Annotated in this window: 13 protein-coding genes; 9 read left to right on the top strand and 4 right to left on the bottom strand. The window is 39.5% G+C overall.

The features are described from left to right. Positions 1-110: 110 nt before the first annotated feature. Positions 111-2,849, top strand: coding sequence for a S9 family peptidase (locus ACXACJ_RS07745; RefSeq protein ID WP_475133777.1), 2,739 nt, complete (start codon positions 111-113; stop codon positions 2,847-2,849). Between the two features lie 263 nt (positions 2,850-3,112). After that, entirely contained in the window at positions 3,113-5,506 is a 2,394-nt protein-coding gene (locus ACXACJ_RS07740) for an ABC transporter permease (protein WP_475133776.1), read from the top strand. Positions 5,507-5,764: 258 nt separating this feature from the next. Here ACXACJ_RS07740 and ACXACJ_RS07735 read toward each other — a convergent pair whose 3' ends face one another. From ACXACJ_RS07735 to ACXACJ_RS07725, 3 genes are all read right to left on the bottom strand, one after another. Next, the gene (locus ACXACJ_RS07735; protein ID WP_475133775.1) at positions 5,765-6,961 is read right to left on the bottom strand and encodes an FG-GAP repeat domain-containing protein; all 1,197 of its coding nucleotides are present in this window, start codon (positions 6,959-6,961) and stop codon (positions 5,765-5,767) included. A gap of 110 nt (positions 6,962-7,071) precedes the next feature. Next, entirely contained in the window at positions 7,072-8,304 is a 1,233-nt protein-coding gene (locus ACXACJ_RS07730; protein WP_475133774.1) for a hypothetical protein, read from the bottom strand. A 10-nt stretch (positions 8,305-8,314) separates the two neighbouring features. Further along, positions 8,315-9,205: a phytanoyl-CoA dioxygenase family protein gene (locus tag ACXACJ_RS07725; RefSeq protein WP_475133773.1), complete on the bottom strand. Its 891-nt coding sequence runs from the start codon at positions 9,203-9,205 to the stop codon at positions 8,315-8,317. A gap of 320 nt (positions 9,206-9,525) precedes the next feature. Here ACXACJ_RS07725 and ACXACJ_RS07720 point away from each other — a divergent pair, with 320 nt between their 5' ends. From ACXACJ_RS07720 to ACXACJ_RS07690, 7 genes are all read left to right on the top strand, one after another. Then, positions 9,526-11,436, top strand: coding sequence for a hypothetical protein (locus tag ACXACJ_RS07720; protein WP_475133772.1), 1,911 nt, complete (start codon positions 9,526-9,528; stop codon positions 11,434-11,436). Between the two features lie 172 nt (positions 11,437-11,608). After that, positions 11,609-13,495 (top strand): asparagine synthase-related protein, encoded by a 1,887-nt coding sequence (locus ACXACJ_RS07715; protein ID WP_475133771.1) that lies wholly within the window; start codon positions 11,609-11,611, stop codon positions 13,493-13,495. Between the two features lie 423 nt (positions 13,496-13,918). Next, positions 13,919-14,545, top strand: coding sequence for a hypothetical protein (locus tag ACXACJ_RS07710; protein ID WP_475133770.1), 627 nt, complete (start codon positions 13,919-13,921; stop codon positions 14,543-14,545). Next, positions 14,502-14,924 (top strand): hypothetical protein, encoded by a 423-nt coding sequence (locus ACXACJ_RS07705; RefSeq protein WP_475133769.1) that lies wholly within the window; start codon positions 14,502-14,504, stop codon positions 14,922-14,924. The genes ACXACJ_RS07710 and ACXACJ_RS07705 overlap by 44 nt, the downstream gene beginning before the upstream one ends. A 62-nt stretch (positions 14,925-14,986) precedes the next feature. Continuing rightward, positions 14,987-16,060: a glycosyltransferase gene (locus ACXACJ_RS07700; protein WP_475133768.1), complete on the top strand. Its 1,074-nt coding sequence runs from the start codon at positions 14,987-14,989 to the stop codon at positions 16,058-16,060. A gap of 19 nt (positions 16,061-16,079) precedes the next feature. Then, positions 16,080-17,684, top strand: coding sequence for a GMC oxidoreductase (locus ACXACJ_RS07695; RefSeq protein WP_475133767.1), 1,605 nt, complete (start codon positions 16,080-16,082; stop codon positions 17,682-17,684). A gap of 14 nt (positions 17,685-17,698) precedes the next feature. Then, positions 17,699-19,333, top strand: coding sequence for a twitch domain-containing radical SAM protein (locus ACXACJ_RS07690; protein ID WP_475133766.1), 1,635 nt, complete (start codon positions 17,699-17,701; stop codon positions 19,331-19,333). A gap of 7 nt (positions 19,334-19,340) precedes the next feature. On the opposite strand, the gene ACXACJ_RS07685 is transcribed toward ACXACJ_RS07690, so the two are convergent. Further along, on the bottom strand, positions 19,341-20,285 hold the full coding sequence (locus ACXACJ_RS07685; protein WP_475133765.1) for an aminoglycoside phosphotransferase family protein: 945 nt from the start codon (positions 20,283-20,285) through the stop codon (positions 19,341-19,343). Between the last annotated feature and the right edge of the window lie 39 nt (positions 20,286-20,324).

The following is a 20,324-nucleotide window of genomic DNA, read 5'->3' as shown; positions in this document are numbered from 1 at the left end:
CCACTAACACCGCTTAAAACTACTTCAGTATAAAAGGTGCTGAGGCTGTAGCTATTAAATGTATATTGAGTTCCAATCTAGAATACAGATTTACCAATTAACTATTAGCTATGAAATCCTTAACTCAGTTTCAGCGACTCACTTTTTTAGCCGCTCTTTTCTTATTCGCCATTCAGGCCAATGCCCAAGAAAAGAAAGCCTTAACCCTAGATGATTACGGCCAATGGAGCAGTATCAGAAACACAGCCATTTCTCCTAATGGCCAGTGGATGACCTATTCTTATGAACCTAATGATGGAGATGGAAAACTCTTTATCCGCAAAATCGATGGAGACACTGTTCATTCCGTAATCAATGGAAAACGAGTAGCCTTTTCGAACGACAATCAATGGGTTGCCTATCTCAAGGATCTCCCTGAAAAGGAAGCCGAAAAGCTTAAGAAACAGAACAAACCTACCACTAGCACTTTGGAGCTATATAACTTAGAAAACAACAGTGTGGTGAATATTGAAAATGTTAGCTCCTTCGATTTTTCAGATAATTCTGCTTATGTGGCCATCCATAAAAACCCTGCAGATCGTAAGGCAGAACACAAAGGAAGCGACCTTATTCTTAAAGATTTAAAGGGAAATCAAACCTTGAATATCGGTAACGTTTCAAGTTTTGCTTTCAATGATTCTGGCTCCTTATTCGCCTATTTGGTAGATGCAGATGGAGATAGTGGTAATGGAATTTATGTGATAGACTTGAGCAATCACCGTTCTTGGCCATTGCATACGGGGTCGTTTTCATACAGCCAACTTACTTGGAATGAAAAAGGTGACCAATTAGCAGCTCTTTTTGGAAGCACTTCCGAAGAAGAAGTAGAACGAAACAACAGTCTCTATTGGGCGAGTAAACTCGAAGCTGGAATGTCATCTGTCAGTGTACAGAATACTTACGCTCCAGAAGGTGATGCTCAATTTCCTGAGAATATGGTGATCAGTGAATACAGCAGATTGACTTGGAGTGATGATAATTCTCAACTTTTCTTAGGAATCAGGGCTCAGGAAGCCAAATTCGACAAAAAGGATGAGTTGAAAGCGAATGTGGATGTTTGGCATTGGAAAGATGAGCGCGTGCAATCTGTTCAAATGATTCAGGCAGGAAGAGATCGCAGATCGACCTTAACTTCAGTATTGAACCTCGCTGGCAAGAAGTTCTTCCAATTGGAAAATGATGATATGCCAAATGTAAGTTATAGCCAAAAAGGCCCGTGGGCTGTTGGTCAAAACAACACCAAATATAGAGGCGATGTAAGCTTGCCTGGCAATTATGCAGATATATACAGCATCAACACTCAAACTGGAGAACAAAAGTTGATAGCTGAAAACATTTACTGGAAGCTTGGCATTTCTCCCAACGATCAATGGACACTTTATTCAAAAGATGGTGAGGTTTTCGGTTATCAATTCAAAAGTGGGAAAACGACTAACCTAACTGCCAAAACGGGTCAAAAATTCGAAAATCAGGAATTCGACACGCCAGTTGAAAAGCCTACTTATGGTGTGGCAGGCTGGTCTGAAGATGGCAACTGGGTGCTTTTCAACAACAAGTATGACATCTGGGCTGTCGCTCTCAATTCTGATAAAGTTGAAAACTTAACTAAAGGAGTTGGTGATGAAAATGAGATTAGGTTCAGATTGACACAATTAGACCCTGAGGCAGAAGGCTATGATTTGAGCAAAACATTGTTGCTTTCGGCTTATGGCGAATGGACCAAAAAGTCTGGTTACTATTCAGTGAAAATGGGGAAAGCACCGAAAGAGTTGATCTACGAAGACAAAATGATTGGCAGGCCAACCAAAGCCAAGGATGCTGATAAGGTTTATTTCACAGAAGAGACTTTTGTGGATTTCCCAGACTTTTATGTAGCTGACTTGTCTTTCAAGAACCCCATTAAAATCACGGATGCAAATCCTCAGCAAGCGGAGTATAAATGGGGTAGAAGAGTTTTGGTGGATTACACAGATAAGCGAGGCAACAAACTTCAGGCAACTTTAGCTTTGCCAGCTGATTATGAGCAAGGCAAAAAGTACCCAATGGTGATCTATTTCTATGAGAAAATGTCTCAAAGACATAACCAATACTCAATGCCAACTTATGACGATAGACCACATATGTCGACCTACGCAAGCAATGGTTATTTAGTGCTGATGCCGGATATTGTTTATGATGAAGGTAAACCAGGAACTTCTGCTTTAGATGATGTAACAAGCGCTGCTCAAAAGGTAATTGACTTGGGTTATGCTGACCCTGAAAGAATTGGTTTACAAGGACATAGCTGGGGTGGTTATGAGTCTTCCTTTATCTTAACACAAACGGATATGTTCGCCTGTGTGGTAACCGGTGCACCGTTGACCAATTTGATCAGCATGTACAATATCATTTATAAAGCCAGTGGTAGTTTCAATGGACCCATCATTGAGTGGTCTCAAGGAAGAATGGGAACAACCCCATACGCAAACTACGATCTTTATGTGAGTCAGTCGCCTATACATCATGCGCAGAATATCAGCACACCATTCTTGATTTTGCATGGTACTGCCGATGGCGCTGTTGACTGGAACCAAGGCTTGGAGTACTATCAAACTGCTCGAAGACTGGGCAAAGAGGTAATTCTATTGTCTTATCCTGATGAACCACATCACCTAGGAAAAGAGGAGAACCAGAAGGATTTCCAGATTCGAATGAAGCAATATTTCGATCATTACCTAAAGGGAACTGAAGCTCCACTTTGGATGACAAATGGTGTAAAACACTCAGACAAGAAGAAAATAAGCCCAGAACAAATGGGAGAAGGGAAATAAAAAGTAAATATCAGGGCTGATCAATGAGCAATAATTAATTGGTCAGCCCGAGTTAGAATTTAGGTCATTAAAAATCAGCTTTAAACAAGGGTTAATTTCGCAGGCAGCAACTTGACAAGTAAAAGAGCGTAAAGATTGTTTGTGTCGGAATACAAGTTTTAAGCGAATTATAGGTTAATTTACGTAATGGGTTACTTATATTTAATTATGAAATTGTAACCAGATCAACTTTTCAAAGGTCAAAATCAAAAACAACAACACACATGCTAAAAAATTACATCAAAGTAGCTTTTCGGAGCCTACTTAGGCAGCCAGGCTACACAGTGCTTAATATCATAGGTCTCACGGTTGGTATTGCCTCTAGCTTAATTATTCTTCTTTATATTTTTCATGAAACGAGCTTCGACAAGCAGCATTCAAAAGCTGATCGGATTTATCGACTTTCCACAGAAATAACGGAGCCAGATAACTCATTTAGATGGGCCAGCATGACTTGGCGAGCCGCTATGACCATCAAAAATGAGAACCCAGAGGTTGTTCAAGCGGCACGTTTATCCCAAGTCAGTGGTCAGGGCGGAATGCGCTTCACTTTGAATCAGGTAGACTACTTCCAAGAAAATGTCTATGCAGCCGATTCTACGGTATTCGATATTTTCGATTACGATTTCATTTCTGGCGACCCAAAAACAGCATTAGAAGCACCAAACTCCATTGTTATCAATGAATCGATGGCCAAAAAGATTTTCAAAAACGAAAATCCAGTAGGCCAAACCTTACAAAGCGGGGGAAACAGAGAGATGTCTTTGCAGGTTACTGGGGTTTATAAAGACGTTCCAAAGAGTTCTCACCTTATTGCAGATGCTTTAATTTCTTGGAAAACTATTTTTCAGGGAGAAGATCCTGGTTGGGGTAGCTGGGGAACCAACTCCTATGTTCTCGTAAATGAGGGCGTGAGCAAAGAAGCCTTACAGGTAAAGTTGGATTCGACAGTTTCAAAATATATAGCTCCAATTTTCTCTCCAATTAATATAAAGGTGGAGATGATTCCTGTTCCATTGCTAGACATTCACCTGAAGTCTGATTTTGAAGGTGAGCCTGTGCCCGCAGGAGATATTCAATACGTAAGAATATTTACAGCCATTGCTATCTTCCTGATCATTATTGCCAGCATTAACTATATGAATTTAGCCACCGCTCGATCAACAAAAAGAGCTATGGAGGTAGGTTTAAGAAAAGTAATGGGTGCCCAGAGAAGGGGACTCGTTGGTCAATTTCTCACAGAGTCCATCATCATTACCTTGATCTCACTCATATTAAGTGTAATCATCATTATTGCCGTTGTTCCGAGCATTAACAATTTAGTAGGAACAACTCTGGATATTTCTGCGCTTCTAAATACCAATGTAGTTCTAGCCATTATTGGAGTTGTGTTTATCACCGGATTTATTGGCGGAAGTTATCCTGCCTTTTTCTTGTCTTCATTTCAACCGGCTGCGGTGCTAAAAGGTGGAAAAGGAAAATCTGGAAGCAAAATTTTAAGAAAGGGATTGGTAACGCTTCAATTTGCCATTTCCATGTTTATGCTAATCGGCACTTTGGTCATCTATGGTCAAATGCAATATGTAAGAACCAAGGATTTGGGCTTCGATAAGGAGCAAATGATGCAAATAGATTTCAGGAGTAGGGCAGATGTTGAAAAATGGAATGTATTGAAAAATGAATTGCTTCAAAATCCCAATATCGCTGGTGTAGGTTCTTCAAGTACAACCCCAGGAAATGGCTATGGCAAGAATGTTTTCAATATTGAAACTGAAGAAGGCCCAATGGACAATAGAGGAGTAGACAACTATAGAGTTGACTACGACTTCTTTACTACGCTTGGCATTGAAGTGGTAGAAGGCAGAAACTTCTCCTTGGATTATCCATCAGATACTTCTTTAGCGGTGATGGTGAATGAAGCGATGGTTCGAAGAATGAATTGGACGAACCCGATTGGTAAAAGAATCAATCTTTCTGGTAACGATTCACTGCCATCAGCTAGAGTTATTGGAGTTGTAAAAGACTTCCATCAGCAGTCTTTGTACGATCCAATTTCAGCCTTAATGTTTTTACCTAGCCGTTTGAATCCTTCTGCCATTGTGAAAATCACGGGCGATGTGAATGCAACAATCAACTTTATTGAAGCTGCATGGGAAAGAACCTACCCGACAACTGCATTTGAATACACCTTTTTGGATGAACAGTTCATGGAGAATTATGAGTTAGATCAAATTCGTGGACAGCTATTCCTTGGCTTCTCAGCCATGACCATACTGATTGCCTGTTTAGGTCTATTAGGTTTAGCTTCTTACACTGCTGAACAACGCTCTAAAGAAATCAGCATTAGAAAAGTGCTGGGAGCAAACACAGGTGGCTTGGTCAACTTGCTAATTAAAGACTTTGTGATTCTTATTTTAATTGCCGCTGTACCGGCTTGTATATTGGGCTATATCTCTATGATGAATTGGCTTGAAAGCTTCCAATTCCATATTACACCGGGAATTTTGATTTTCTCTACAGTACTTATAGGTACGATTTTGGTTACAATTCTGACAACCGGGTATCATGCTCGAAAAGCTGCAACTGCCAATCCAGCTCAGAAGCTTAGAAGTGAATAGGATTCCGAAACAAGTTCGGAATGACGAACCAAAGCAAGATTAACGTCATTCTGAGGTAGTAAACTTGCCGCGAGGCAAAGCTTACGACCGAAAGAATCTGTTCATTGAATATACCATATATAACGGGCAGATTCTTTCGGTTAACCATTTCTGTAAGGAGAAAATTTCTCCCTCAGAATGACGAAACCACTGTTAATAAGTATTAAAGCAGCCCTTCTTTACCCTCGTTGGTGTTATGGCCTGTGAGAGTTTAAAGTTTCATTTGTTCAACCCAAAAAGAAGAAAGTCTTGTGAGCCTCGGTTACTGAGGAACAGGTCTTTGATGCCATCTCCATTGAAGTCAGCAAAGTCAATATCGAAACCTCTTCCCTTTATGCTTTCAGGAAGAATATTGTCTGAATTGGTAAACATGCCTTTGCCATTATTCAAATACACACTAAAAGGAGTCTCTCCACCAAAACCATCTCCATTGGTGTTACCTGTTACAATATCCATATCACCATCATTGTCAATATCTAGGAAGGCTACACTAAAACAACGATTGTCATCATTTGGTAAATGTGTATCAGTTATATCAGAGAAGAAGCCCTTGCCATCATTAAGCAATAGTCGGTTCTGTCTTGGTGCATTTGCCACGAAAGCCTGAACATTGCCATACAGAATGTCCAAATCACCGTCACCATCAATATCGGCTACATCTACTTCTCTGGTTTCTTCAGGAGAGTTTCTATAGACAAGCCTTTTCGATGATTCATCTTTGAAAAAACCTTTGCCATCGTTGATCAAAATGCGATTCGCATCTTCATTTCCGATCAACAAATCCTGGTCTCCATCATTGTCTATGTCGGCCAAAGTCAGATCCTGGGTAACATCAATAAATTCCCCAAAACGTTGGATGGTCTCATCTTTAAAATACCCCTTTCCGTCATTGATCAGAATGTTGTTCTGACCGTTGTTACCTATTAAAATATCAGGAGCACCATCGAGATTAATATCAAAAACCACCACGGAATTTGAAGTGCCTGTCACCGGAATTCGATCTCCAGCATCTGAGAATGTACCATCTCCATTATTCAAATACATTTCGTTGGTCTTGTCGTCCTCACTCACAACGATAATATCCAGGTCACCGTCACCATCAAAGTCAGCGATACCAATATCCTCGCTATCATGATTCACTTGCGGAATGCGAGCGGCACTTTCATTAGTAAATTTGCCAGTTCCATCATTAATCAACAGAATATTGGAGCGATGTTCATTAGCAATGAGAATATCCAAATCACCATCATGATCCAAGTCCGCAACAGCTGCGTCCATTGAAAGTCGTTGTAGGTCTTTGTAAGGTAAATGAGTTATTGTCATATCCTCATAAAACCTGGTAGTTCTATTAGGCTCTTGACCGTAACAGGTTTGAAGTATTGCCAAGGCAGTAATCAATAGAAAGGGTTTTCTCATAGATTCAGAATTTATCTCAAGCTAACTTAATGCAGTTTTAGTCCTGTTCATGATGCATTTATATGTTCGGTTAACAAATAGATAAAATGGACTCCGAAAGCTCATTTTCATTATCCAATGAAAGCCAAAACCTCTTCTTCATTAAGGTTCTCAGGGGATTCATCGAGGGCTAAACCACCAATTTTCCTATCGTCCACAACGTTGGTAACGGGGAAAGAAGAAGTTCTAAATGGACCTAAACCGAAATAATGGTTATTGAAGAAAAGTAATGTTCCTGTTACAAAATCTTCAAAACTTTGTTCTTCAATTTTTCCTTTATAGGTTTTCTGTGGAATCCATTCTTGGATGATAAAATCAGAGATTTCATCTGATTCAAATACTTTGGCCCAGTCTTCTTCTGAAGTTACCAAGCCCGCGTAAATGCTCTTGCTTTTGCCTTTTGCCCTGTGTTTTAAAATCCATTTTTCTTTATGCTCTTTGGCATCAGCCCACAAATCAGGCCCATCGCCATATGAGTAAGTTGGGATGTAGAACTTTTTGAAATCTTCAATTTCTTCAGTTGTTAAGGCTTCTGAAAGAAAATCTTCATTCCCGAGAACACTAAAAAAACGCTTATCATGGATCAACAAAGCTGTTCTAAAATCATTGGTTAGGTTAGACTGTGCCAATTTTGATAAAATCTGTTCCGATAAAGATTCGATTTCTTCAATGGTAAGTTCACTGATCAACCATGCTTTCTCTAATCGATCTTCAAATGAATGCAATTCATCATACCTTACTTCAGTTACTTTCATTCCTGTGTTTTCAAAAATGCCTTTGAAAATTCTTGAAGCATTCTTAAGGTCATCACCTTTTAGAATAATGATTTCCTCAGCAGATTCATAGAACTTTTCGAGGTAAGGGAAGATTGAATCATAGCTTCTGTCAAAGCTAAATTCCTGAAGTTTGTTTGATGCGTATGCGTTTGCTATTGAATCATAAATTGCTGTTTCGAAAACTGTATTGAGGGAAAAGCGACAAGTGATTTCAATAATTTTGACTTGATGATTCTCATCATACACAAAGTCAGTACGATACGTACCGGGAGAGTAGGGTTGTTGAGAAAAGATGTCGATTACCTTTTTTGCACTGTCTGAAACAGGCATAAGATTAAAGTAATCGTCATAATGATTAACAAAATGAGTAATCATCTTAAACATGAGCCTTTGCAATTTCTGCAAAGATTTGTGTTCATTTTGACTGATCACTATGGGCTTGTTAAAGACCCATTGACCATAATAAGATGACTTTTCTTGAATGAATTGAGAAACGCTCGAATAGAGCGATGATCTATTTTCTTCCATTAATTCTTATCTATACAGACCAAAGCACTGGGAAAAACTCAGGGTCTCTGTAATCCGGGTTCCCTTGCTCATCTCTTCCACACATTCTTTCATATCCAATCAAAAGTCGTTCGCCATTTTCTCTATAGGTTGGAGAATAGCTGTTCTTTTTGTCTTGCATGTGAATGGTTAGCGTCATTCTGATGGTGTCGCTATTGTTGGCCGGACTGCCATGAAACACATTGCCATTGTGAAAACTCAATTGCCCTTTTTTAAGCGTCATTGGTACACTTCTGTATTCATAATTATTTTGATCAAGAAACTCTTCCAGCTCCATCAAATTTTGATTCCCATGTGCGCAATATTTTCTCAATTCACCTTCTAATTTCCATTTATGGCTGTTTTCAATAACATACATTGGCCCCATTTCAACCGTAGTATCTTGAAGAGGAATCCATGCAGTAAGCATATCATTTGAAGTGCATGAAGGCCAATAGGCCTTATCGGTATGCCAACCGAATGCTCCATTATTATGAGATTGAGCTGGGAATTTACACATCAATGCATCTGCAAAAAGTCGAATTTCATCTGTTCTACTCAATTTAGCGGCAATGGCCGAAACAATTGGAGCAAAAATCAAATCCCTAATTTCCTTCTTTTGAAGAGACACAAACTCATTGTTCAATAATACTTTAGCCGTATCATAAGCATCATTTGCAGGACCTTCAATTTTTGGGTGATTATAATCCCTTTCTCCCCTGTAGAAAGCTTTAGCACCCGTAACAGCACTATCGAGAAGTTCTTCTGGAATTACCACAGGAGAGATATAATAGCCCTTTTCTTCGTACTCCTGGATGTCCTTTTCGTTTGGAAGTAAATCCATTTGCCAAGGCAATAGATCTTCAAAAGTGTTTGGTTTCATGATTAGGTTTAATGAATTCGCGAATTTAAAAAAGTAGATTCGTTTTAAAGACAAGGTTACTTAAAACCCGTAAAAAGTTAATAAACAATGTTACGAAATTAATGAATTATGACATTAAGGTTTGTTGATATGTAGATATTTGAAGTTCTAGTATTTTTCAACTTGCAATAGAAAATAGGGGATTCACCCCGGCTGCAGAATTCACTAAAAAGTGGTATTGATGCCCCTAGCTTGAACTCTAATTTAGGCCTAGAATTAATTTGTAAAATCTTAATTCTTTAGTTTTAATTTATTTCTCATTTTTTTAATCAACTAAAATTATGTCTACCCCAAGTTTTTCTCAAACCACACGATATGGTGATTTTTTATCAGCGCAGATGAAATCACTACGGAAATTCGGCTACGGAATGTTTGTTTGTAAAATGCAAGCGGCCAAAGGAGCTTCTTGTTCTACTTTTTGGCTGTATTCTGATGCACCAGCACCAGGTTGTATGCCCGAAATAGCCCAGCTGTGGAGATGGAATGAATTCGATTTTGAATTTGTGCCCTTTACACAAGCAACTCAAAACTCTTATGCAAAATTGTCGGGTTCATTTCCTAAGCCTACTGTAGATTTTTATGGTAGCCAATTGGAGATAGATCAAATGCCCAATGGTTCTATTAATCAAAACTCCCCTTATGTAAAGTGGGTAGAAGGCAGATCTATGACCGATGATGTCGTAATGGGAGATATGCAAAAGTATTACAACCGCTGGATGACCAATGGAAAAACTGATACCCAAATCTCTTCATCAGATTTTAACTTGGCAGGGGCAAAGGCGACTACAGGCCCTGGTCATCAAATCGGTGGAAATGGCTCTGCTTCTTCAAAGGATCAACCTGGTTGGCCCAATGCAAGCGTATGGAAATATCCGCTTACAGCCACAAACAATACTCCTGCTGATTGCGACATGAGCAAAATGCTGGCATTGAATGCATGGAGAACTCCAGCGGGCGGTCAAAGTGTTGAGGTTAATTTGCCAACTGCTACTTCTGGATCGCCAAACAAGCAAACCTATTCATGTATAGAAAAGCTGCCCAGCATCGATGGTTCTTCTGCTAAGGATTCAATAACTGCCGCTGTATTGAACAACGAAACCTATGTATTTCCCGATAGCAAAATTGGTTTTGATCCTTACAGCGATTTGAATACTTATACGCTTGTCTGGACAAAAGAAGGAGTGGATTTCTACATCAATGCAGGAGAGGATGGAACCGATATAGAGAATGCCACGGCCGTTTTGAGCTACAGCACAAAGGATTATCCTTCTCTTAAACAATCTGGCACTCAAGCTGATCAAGGAGAAATCACTTGGGCCGATACAAGTTTGGATGATAAATTAGGTCACGTATCCATCAATTTGGCCAATTACGTAGCCTATAAGGCGGCCGCTAATTTACCAAACGATCAACTTTCTGCAACGACCTATGCTGGCGATGGTTGGTCTGGGGCTCCTCCTGCGGATGATTGGGGAGGCGATGATGCATTATTTAGAAGCTTGAAATTTTACACTTTGAAAGATCCTAGCGGTTCTGGCAAAAAGAAGAGTGATTTTGACATGACTGAAACCGAAGTTTGGGGCTTCGATTTAAGTGATGGAACCTGGACTGAGGAGAATTTCCAATCTAAAATCAATCAATTCTTCGGAATCTTGTACGCTCAAGACCATATACACGATTGGACTAAATCTAGTGCTCCGCTTAGAGATTCCAAAAGTCCATTGGCGGTAACTTTTGATACTGCTGCGGATGGGAAACCAGTCATGAAATTGAGCTGTGGTTTATCTACCGATACCCCTAAGAGGAATTTCTTTAGAATAGCTACAAACATGAACACAGGAACTGCTATTTCTTCTACCAACCCATTTATGTTTGTTACTTGTGAGTACAACGGAAATACAATTCCTTGCTCGGGAGCTTCAACACCTTTGGCATTTTTTGCGCCCGCTGTGGGAGAAACCGCTACTGCTACCATCAATTTATATATGAGTGAAACGTTCCCAGGGGCTTTCCCAGCTGGAAGTGTTCCTACATCTCCTGATGCCACAGCAACATTAGAACTTAGTAATTCGGCTTCAGGCGATATTTCATGGACAGTAAAGGACGATGCAGATGGTATTATTATCGCTTTCCAATCTGAAAACCCTCATTTAATTACTGTTCAGCAGGGAAGTGCTACTCCGGGTAGTTGAAAGTTTTTCTGGATTATAAACGTTTAGTAGAAGCCACCTCAAAGGGTGGCTTTTTGCTCTTAACCAAGTTAAGAAGGTAATAAAACCGTTAAACAGATTTATAAAAATTATAAACCGCTAAGTTTGTCTCCTATGGTTTGGAGCCATAATTTCGATTTTTAGAAAGTGAAGAATGTCAAGAAATTTTTGTGGGTTTGTCGATCTATCTGGCGACTTAAATCCAAGTATTACCAAACAGATAGCCTCTAAACTGAACATTAATAATCATTACAGCCCCTCATCAATAAGGTTTAGTAAAGCGCACCTCGAAAATCTTTATTCACCCAGGTTCCCAAAACCTGTCAACAACTCCTTTGTCGATGAGCTCAAGGATAAATATGGTATCGTATCATATTCAATGTTGATTAACCGAAAGGAATTGTCTCAACAACTTGAAATTGGTAATGAGCTTAATCGCCCTGACGAAGAATTTATTTTAAGAGCGTTTCTAAAATGGGGAAAAGAACTGGTTCATCATTTACTCGGAGACTGGGCTTTTGCCATTTGGGATAATGAAAACCAAGAACTCTTTATCGCTAGAAATGCCCATGGTGATGCTACTCTGTTCTATTATCAGAAAGGCAGCAAAATATACTTTTCTACACTGCTTACAGGTCTAGTTAATATTGAGGGCATTCCTGTTGAATGGGATAAGGAAAAGTTTTTCATGGAAAGCATGACTTTATCTGGTTTTAAAACTAAAACTATTTATAAAGACATACACTTTTTGCAGCCAGCACATACTTTGTCGTTTTCCAGCCGTGGTATAAAAACTCATCAATATTGGCACCCATTTGAGCTTCAAAAAAGAATTTTTAAGAATGACGAAGATTATTTTGAGGCCTATTTTGAAGCCTTTGACTTGGCAGTAAAAAAGAGATTAGATTTAAGAGATAAATGGCGACTCTCAATAAGTGGTGGCTTAGATTCTTCAGCCATGCTGAGTGTAGCTTCTGATTATTACAGACAAAAAGGAGGGAAGGTAGATGCGATGTGTTATGTTCCCACGGATACCTCTTTTAAAGAATATAATTCTCAAACGGAGTATGGCAATGAAAAGGAATATGCTCAAGAAATAGCTAATTTTAATGGCAATGTAGATCTCAATTGGGTACAAAAAAACTCTTCGATTTGGGAGTGTATGATAAGCTATACAAGAGATTTTGATACGCCCCCTCACACACAAAATATTTGGTTTGCCGATGCTCTCATTCAAAATGCTTCTGAAAGCAATGCCAATTTTGTAATGATCGCCCAAGGAGGCAATCAAGGGCTTTCTTTTGAAGGAGTGCCTAGCTCTACCAGCTGGAATCAATTAAGAAGGGATATACAAAACGGACTTAATTTAACCTCAGAAGAGCATTTAAAGTTTGCCTTAAAATCAGTGGTAGGTTCAGGCAAAAGAGTACTTGTTCAACAGCCTATTGCTAGAAAAAGAAGAATTCAAAACTTCTTAGAAAACAAATCGCTGCTCTCTAAAAGCTTTATTGATGAGGTGCAGGGTTACGATCTTTTGGAAGAACATTTCTATGGAAACGCCAACAAAGAAGTCAATTATGGAGAATTTCAATTGAAAAATAGGCTACAGCCAGGGCAAGATTGCAGATTGGGTACTTGGGGTCTAATTGCAACACGATACGATGTACTAATTACCGATCCGACTAGAGATAAAGCATTGTTGGAGCTATTGGCCTCTTATCCCAACCATATTTTTAATAGAAAAGGAGAACCTAAATTTCTTTATAAAAAAACTTTTGAAAACAAGGTGCCTTCTAAGATTCTGTACAATAAGCGAACAGGCATCAATCTTTCTGACTTGGTGAAGAGGTACCAAAAGGATATTGAGCTTATAAAATCACTGGTTAATTCAAGATCAATCAAGTTTGACAATGATATGCTTGACGCAGAAAAAGTATCCAAGCTCTGTAATGCTTTAGAATATAATACCGAGTTCTCGGAGCAATTCGTAAAGGAATTGAGGGCAAAAAGCTCGTCACTTTTCCATGCGCTGTTGATATAGCAAAACCCAAACAGTTTAATATCCTCACCATATTTAAAGTAAATGATCATTGATGAAGAATCGAGTTTTTGAAATGTTTCTTCAGCATTATGATTCTACTTTAGAATCGGTGTAGCATAAATGGTGCTTTGATATTTATTAGAATGGGCATTGATCCTATAGATATTTTTTTGTCAAGAATTCTTAAAAATCAAATAATCAATCACTTATTTTTTCAAATTCATGTATTGTAATTCTGTCTATTTAATGAAATAGTATTCATTTTTAGAAGTAAACATTTTATTATTCTTATTAATTAATAAATTGACCTATATTTATAATCAACAATTTAAATAGCGAAGATATACTCTTATAGTCTTTCTATTTTTTGCATCGAATCATTTAATCGAAACATACTTTTTCAACTTTAAACAAAAGAAGATTATGGCAGATATGACTCCGACCACCACCTTCATCAGTACGCTAACGCAAACACCCGTAATAGCGGCTGAGCTGAACACTAGTCTGCAACGCTTAAAAGATGACCTCGATGAGATCATTAAAGTGTTGACTTACACCAAAACCCTTTATGACGATCTGAACAAGCTGAATACCGCATTGAGCGATGCTTCTGAATTATTGACATTCGTGTCAATTATACCAGAAGTTGGCGAAGCGGCTGCTCCTTTAAAAGAAGCAATAGCGGCTATGCAACCAGAAGTGAAATCGGCATTGGCAGCGGCAAAGGATTTAGAAGATTTAGTGAAGCCATTACGTGAGGCTTTACAACAATTAGATCCAGTTTTGGAAGACCTGATTAACGCTACCCAAAAAGTAGAAGATACTTCTAAAGAGTTTTTGGCTGACTTCACTGCAGTTTATAACTGTGTTGAAAGCTTACCTGCAGGGAGTGCCAAAGAAACTTCTGAGGCTTACTTGAACGATTTTTCAACTACAGCAGAACCATTAGTATCGGCATTGAACACGACCATGAGCGATGCCAACACTGCAATCAATGATTTCTACAATGCGCTGCAAGAACATTGTGGATGCTCTGAATCCATTGGCTGACATTATCGATGATATCAACGATGTGCTTAATGTGCTTAATCCAGTGATTGACCTATTGAACGAATTGAAACATGATCTTGAATCCATCAAGATTACAATTCCGATTCCTGGTTACCCTGTTGAAGTGACTTTATATGATGTTTTCAAAGATTTCTCAGAGTTTATTGATGAAGCTATGAAGCCAATTCAAGATTTGGTTGATGAGTTGCTTAAAGCGCTAGACATCACATTACCGTCTATTCCAGGCCTTGACGATATCATCAATATCCACATCACTATTCCGGATATTCCAGATTTCGATCAATACCTTGAGGACATAACCAATGAATTGAACGCAATCATTGCAGAGTTCGCCAAATTCGATTTGAAATGCCCTTGAGATAGAGGATGAGCTCATCTCATAGGGTTTTATTTTTACCTCTTAGTAACGTACTGGGTCATTTGACCCGTACGTTTTCTCTTGTTGAACAGCTTTTGGATTGCGGAGTTGATGTGCATATCGCTATGAATCATCATTATGATGATCTTTTTGAAATCTTGCCTGAGGGAATTGCTAAGCATAGCACAATCGAAATACCGCAAGCTAGCACTAGATCATTCGGAACGATAACTTCTTACCAAAGTGGTGCTGAACATGACTTAGTCAATATTGAAAAGGCGAGTAATATTGGCCAGAAAGAACTACAACTTCGAAGTCATTATTTGAAACAAATGCTGGTTGAGGACAGAAGAATCGTTCATCATACAAACCCTGATCTGATCATCACAGACTATCGATATACCACTTCTTTGATGCCTGAATTTTCTTCAGAGAAAGTATTCCACATCAGTAATATTTTAGGTTGCCCTTCATTTTATAAAAGAACCCGAGGAAAATATGCCGCGCCTCTTGATAAGGGGAATTTACTAGTGCCTGGAATTCGTTCGATTGAAGAAGCGGATAACGGGGAAGGCAGTGATTCGAGAATTCATTGGTGTGGCCCATTTCGTTGGAAAGGCTGGGAACGGCTTCAATCAAGTGATTCTGAAGAAACTTCTTCCGACATTTTTTTATGTTTTGGAAGCACAGGCAACAGTTCTAAAATTATCCCTTGGCTTCTCGAAAATATCTCAGGCGATTATCAAATTTCAATGGTGGGGGATGCAAAGGAACATGAGAACAGTGAGGCGTTCAATTTTGGTTCTCTGGAACAATGCCTTACCAAAACTAAAGTGGTTTGTTGCCATGGAGGGCATGGCACCGTGATGGAGTGTATTCGACACAAAAAGCCAATGATCATTTTCCCGCATAACATCGAGCAACTTGAAATCGGCAGAAGAATACATGATTTAGGGCTTGGTATTTTGATTGCGCAACCATTCGAAACACTTCACAAGTCAGACCTTAATGAATTGATAAACAGTCTGTTTACAAATGAAACCGTAAAGCAAAATTTAAAGGATTTTTCTACCCAACTAAAACAAGTGGATGGGCCAAAAATCGCCTCATCCATCATTTTAAATAGTCTACAATAAAGAAAATACAGAAGTGAATTTGTCAGATCACATACCTGATGACCCAGAACGTTACGAATCGGATGTTATCGTAATTGGCACCGGAATGGGAGGAGCCACCATTGGCTTTGAACTCAGCCGACTGGGTAAAAAGGTGCTTTTTATTGAAAAAGGGAAATTCTTACAAGGTCCACCTTGGTCTGTTAAACCGCCTAAAGAAGGTTGTGATGAAGAGCAAGCAAGGTTGTTCAAAGGGCGGTGGCCAAATCGTATTCAAGGCCAAACCACTTTTGGTGCTGTTGAGTTTTATGGGCCAGTAGGATGCGGCACAGGAGGTTCGACATTGTTGTATGGCGCACAATTGGAGCGCTTTCAGCCTTCAGACTTTACTCCGAAGCTTTATTCCAAAAATGTTCAGCATACGACATTGCCTGAGCAATGGCCGATCTCTTATGAAGAGCTGGTTCCTTATTATAGAAAGGCCGAAGCGCATTTTAAGGTTTGCGGAACTCAAGATCCTTTGAATCCGGATTTGGAGGCTCCGTTACTTGAGGCTCCTGAGCTTAGTGAAAGAGATGAGTTTATCTTCTCTTCGATGAAAACTTTGGGTTTAAATCCTTATCGATCTCACGTGGGATACCATAATTCGAAACCCTGCTGGGAGTGTTTGGACCAATGTTTTAAAGGCTGCAAGAGTGATGCGGGTACACGTTCACTTCTTCCCGCAATTCTAAATCACAATGCCAAAATTTTGCCAGAATGTGAGGTGAAGGGATTAGAAGCTGATGACAGAAGCGTAAAATACATACATGCTACTAGAAATGGCCAATCGATAAAGCTCAAGGCTAAAATGGTGGTTTTGGCAGCAGGAGCTTTCGCGACTCCTACTTTGTTACTTCGTTCAACTTCGGCAAAATGGCATAATGGACTGGCGAATGGTTCAGGTTTGGTAGGGCGCAATCTCATGCTACATACCAGCGACTTTATTATGTTGAATCCGAAAGAAAACCGTGACCCAAAGGGACCTGTAAAATCCATTACACTCAATGATTTTTATATTCATAATGGCGAAAAATTGGGTGCTGTACAGTCAGTGGGTTTACGGCCAGAAGCGCCAATCATATTGGGTTATCTTCAGTATTTAGAAGAAAAAGACTCGAATTGGTTTCGAAAACGGGTAAGTCCTTATTTGCCTAAAGTGGCTGAGTTGGCTGGTAAGCATTTCCAGCGAAGTTCTTCCTTTAGTACCATTGTAGAAGACTTGCCATATCTGGATAATGGGATTGCGCTGGATAATAACTCTCCTAATGGGTTTCGTTTTCATTATAGCTATTCCAAAGAACTGAAACAGCGAAACCAGCAACTTGTAAAGCTGGTGAGAAGGACTTTGAAGCCAAGTTTGGCCAGCACAGTGGTGACAGGCAGCAAGAACAACATCAATTATGGACACGTTTGTGGCACTTGCCGCTTTGGGGACGATCCCCAAACTAGTGTTTTAAATAAAGACAACAGAGCGCACGAGCTAGACAATCTTTATGTGGTGGATGCGTCATTTTTTCCTTCTAGCGCAGGAACAAACCCAAGCCTTACCATAGCAGCCAATGCTTTAAGGGTAGGACAGATTATTAACGATCAACTTAACTAGCCAGAGCATCGAGTATGATAGATCAAGAAATCTTAAAGGAATACAACCATTTTCGTCAAGCTACAAGCCGGGAAACCTTATGCCCGGCACCTTCAATGAACTTGCATTTTTCTCAACTGGGAATTGTTACCGCTTGCTGTTTCAATCGCAGCCAGCAATTGGGGGTTTATCCTGAAAATTCACTGGATGAAATATGGACGAGTTCGGTTGCACAAAAAATGCGTAAGGATTTAAAGGAAGGCATTTTCCCGAAAGGTTGTGAAAAGTGTTGTGAACAAATTCTATCCAAAGATTTCGGGGGGTCTCATGCCAATTTTTATAGTCAGCAAGCGAAAATATTTAAAGCGAAGCAGGAGACAACGTTTCAATCTGGTGCATTAAATGCGCTCGATCCCATGCCCATGAAGCTGGAGTTCAATATTCATAATGCCTGTAATTTGCAATGCGTCATGTGTCATGGATTGGCCTCGTCTTCAATTCGGGCGTATCGCGAAGGACTCAGGGCCATGCCCAACCCTTATGATGACGCATTTGTGGAGCAGCTAAAAAAATACCTTCCCTATGTGATTGAAACAGATTTTATGGGAGGTGAGCCCTTTATGATCACTTCATATCAGAAGATTTGGCAGGCCATCAGTGAAATCAATCCGGGTATTAAAACCTGCATTCTCACCAATGCTACCATCTTGAACGATTCCATAAAATCGCTTTTGGAAAGTTTCAATTGTTGGATTCACGTTTCCATCGATTCTTTCAAAAAATCCACTTACGAAACTATCCGAAAAGGGGCTTCATTTGAAGTGGTAATGGATAACTGCAACTATTTCAATCAGTTGATGAAGTCAAGAGGAATGTCACTGGTTTGGCGTTATTGCCCTATGAGAATCAACTGGCACGAAATACCCGAAACTGTGAGTTACTGCACAGAGCAAGGAATTAAGCTTTTCTATAATCAGGTGGATTCCCCGATTAACCTCTCGCTGACTACACTTCCCGTAAACGAGTTAGAAAAGGTGGTTGAAACACTCAAAGCCAATGAGCCTAAAGTGCCTATGACGGAAGTAGGTTTAGAGAACATCGGAAATTATCGAGAGCTGGTTCACCGATTGAGCGGTTTTGTTCATCAGGAAAACAGGAGGAATGCGTTGCAATCGCGGCTTCAGGTGGGAAAAGCGGTGGTGAACAACTATACGCCTTCAAGGGAGAATATGATAAAATTGCGTTCAAATAGAGATGCTTTAGCAGAACAACTTTCCACAATTGTTAGAAGCTACCTAATCAACAGATTGAACATTTCGCAAGCTAAGCAGACCCAAACAGAGGTTGACCAAAATGCTTTATCCATTTTATCTGAGTCACATGAAGAAGTTATTGAACTGGCCAAAATTGCGGGTTTGGAATTGTTCATTAAGGTTTATCTGAAAGAAATAATGCGCGTAATTTCAGGAGTTTGGGGAGTGACAAATACGCACCAAAGAGATATTTTTAATGCGATTGATGGATTGTCAATTCATGAAAGTCAGGAAGATTTTTCTCTCTCAAATGATGGCTTTCAAAAGCTTTTCGAACCAGAACCATTACATGTTTACGAAGTTGTGTCGCAGTTCGATTCAACTGAATCATTGTACAGTTGGCTAAAGACGCTGTGAGAATAGATTAAAAAACTCTTAAAGTAGAAACAGCATCGGCTACACGCAATGTAGCCATTGCGCGTTTCGTCTCACCTAATTCCAAAAGCGTTAGGCCAATAACCAAGCGCCCTAAATAGCCCCACTGCCAAATTGAATCTTGATCTACTTCGGTAAGATTGGCTATAAAAGTACATCGTTTCTGAAGCATTTTCTGTGTGTTCCCCTTTAACAAAGGCTCGCTCCAGTCGCGCATCATACACATCAGATCAAGACCTTTATCCGCCAATAAACCATCTGGATCAACCAGCTTATAATTTCCATTTTGGCTTTTTAAAGTATTGAATCCGTGCGCATCACCATGAATCAAAACGCAGTTTTTGGGATCATAAGCCTTTATTCTGGCTTCAAAAAATTCATAGGCTAAATTGAGGGTTTGAGTAGAGAAAGGTTGGTTGAACTGAACCCATTTTTCTTCAATGAAAGTTATCATTTGCATTGCTTTGTGAACGGAGGTGGGAAGATTCAGGGTGCTTTCTGGGCTTACCCAAGCCTCTTTCAATGTTTGGCAGATGATTTCAATATGCTGTTTGATGTTTTTCGAACTGGCGCTTAACGGACTACCCAGTTTTTCCAGCAATAACGCTTCATTTTTGTAGTCTACTTCATAAAGCTGTGCATAACCTTTTCCATTAGCGGTTTTCAAGGTAAAGGCTTCAGAAAAAATACTACTGCTGCCAGGCAAGGCCACTTTCAGTATAGCTGATTCACCATTTTCTCTTCTGGCTTCCAGTATCAGATTTTCTGTTCCACCCTTGAGCACATTGCCGAGCGTTAATTTCCATTTCTTGGCAAGTAACAAAACCCTTTCATCCAAAGACTTCTTCCAATCCGTTTCCATTTCTGCTCGATTAGAAGCCTTTATTTGCGCTATTTGAGGCAATTTCTGGAAGTAATTTCCTTCTTGTTTCAATGAAAGATTCAGTTTTAATTATGATTACAAAAAATTAAT

It is taken from the genome of Roseivirga sp. AWQ4_251 (assembly GCF_056158225.1).
Note: the sequence above shows the minus strand (reverse complement) of the source record. Positions and strands in the feature narration are given on the sequence as shown.

Bases quoted from the DNA above. Each gene is read 5' to 3' on its own strand.
- ACXACJ_RS07730 (WP_475133774.1), bottom strand. From the start codon at position 8,304: ATGGAAGAAAATAGATCATCGCTCTATTCGAGCGTTTCTCAATTCATT.
- ACXACJ_RS07710 (WP_475133770.1), top strand. From the start codon at position 13,919: ATGGCAGATATGACTCCGACCACCACCTTCATCAGTACGCTAACGCAA.
- ACXACJ_RS07740 (WP_475133776.1), top strand. From the start codon at position 3,113: ATGCTAAAAAATTACATCAAAGTAGCTTTTCGGAGCCTACTTAGGCAG.
- ACXACJ_RS07725 (WP_475133773.1), bottom strand. From the start codon at position 9,205: ATGAAACCAAACACTTTTGAAGATCTATTGCCTTGGCAAATGGATTTA.
- ACXACJ_RS07745 (WP_475133777.1), top strand. From the start codon at position 111: ATGAAATCCTTAACTCAGTTTCAGCGACTCACTTTTTTAGCCGCTCTT.
- ACXACJ_RS07735 (WP_475133775.1), bottom strand. From the start codon at position 6,961: ATGAGAAAACCCTTTCTATTGATTACTGCCTTGGCAATACTTCAAACC.
- ACXACJ_RS07690 (WP_475133766.1), top strand. From the start codon at position 17,699: ATGATAGATCAAGAAATCTTAAAGGAATACAACCATTTTCGTCAAGCT.
- ACXACJ_RS07705 (WP_475133769.1), top strand. From the start codon at position 14,502: ATGCGCTGCAAGAACATTGTGGATGCTCTGAATCCATTGGCTGACATT.
- ACXACJ_RS07720 (WP_475133772.1), top strand. From the start codon at position 9,526: ATGTCTACCCCAAGTTTTTCTCAAACCACACGATATGGTGATTTTTTA.
- ACXACJ_RS07715 (WP_475133771.1), top strand. From the start codon at position 11,609: ATGTCAAGAAATTTTTGTGGGTTTGTCGATCTATCTGGCGACTTAAAT.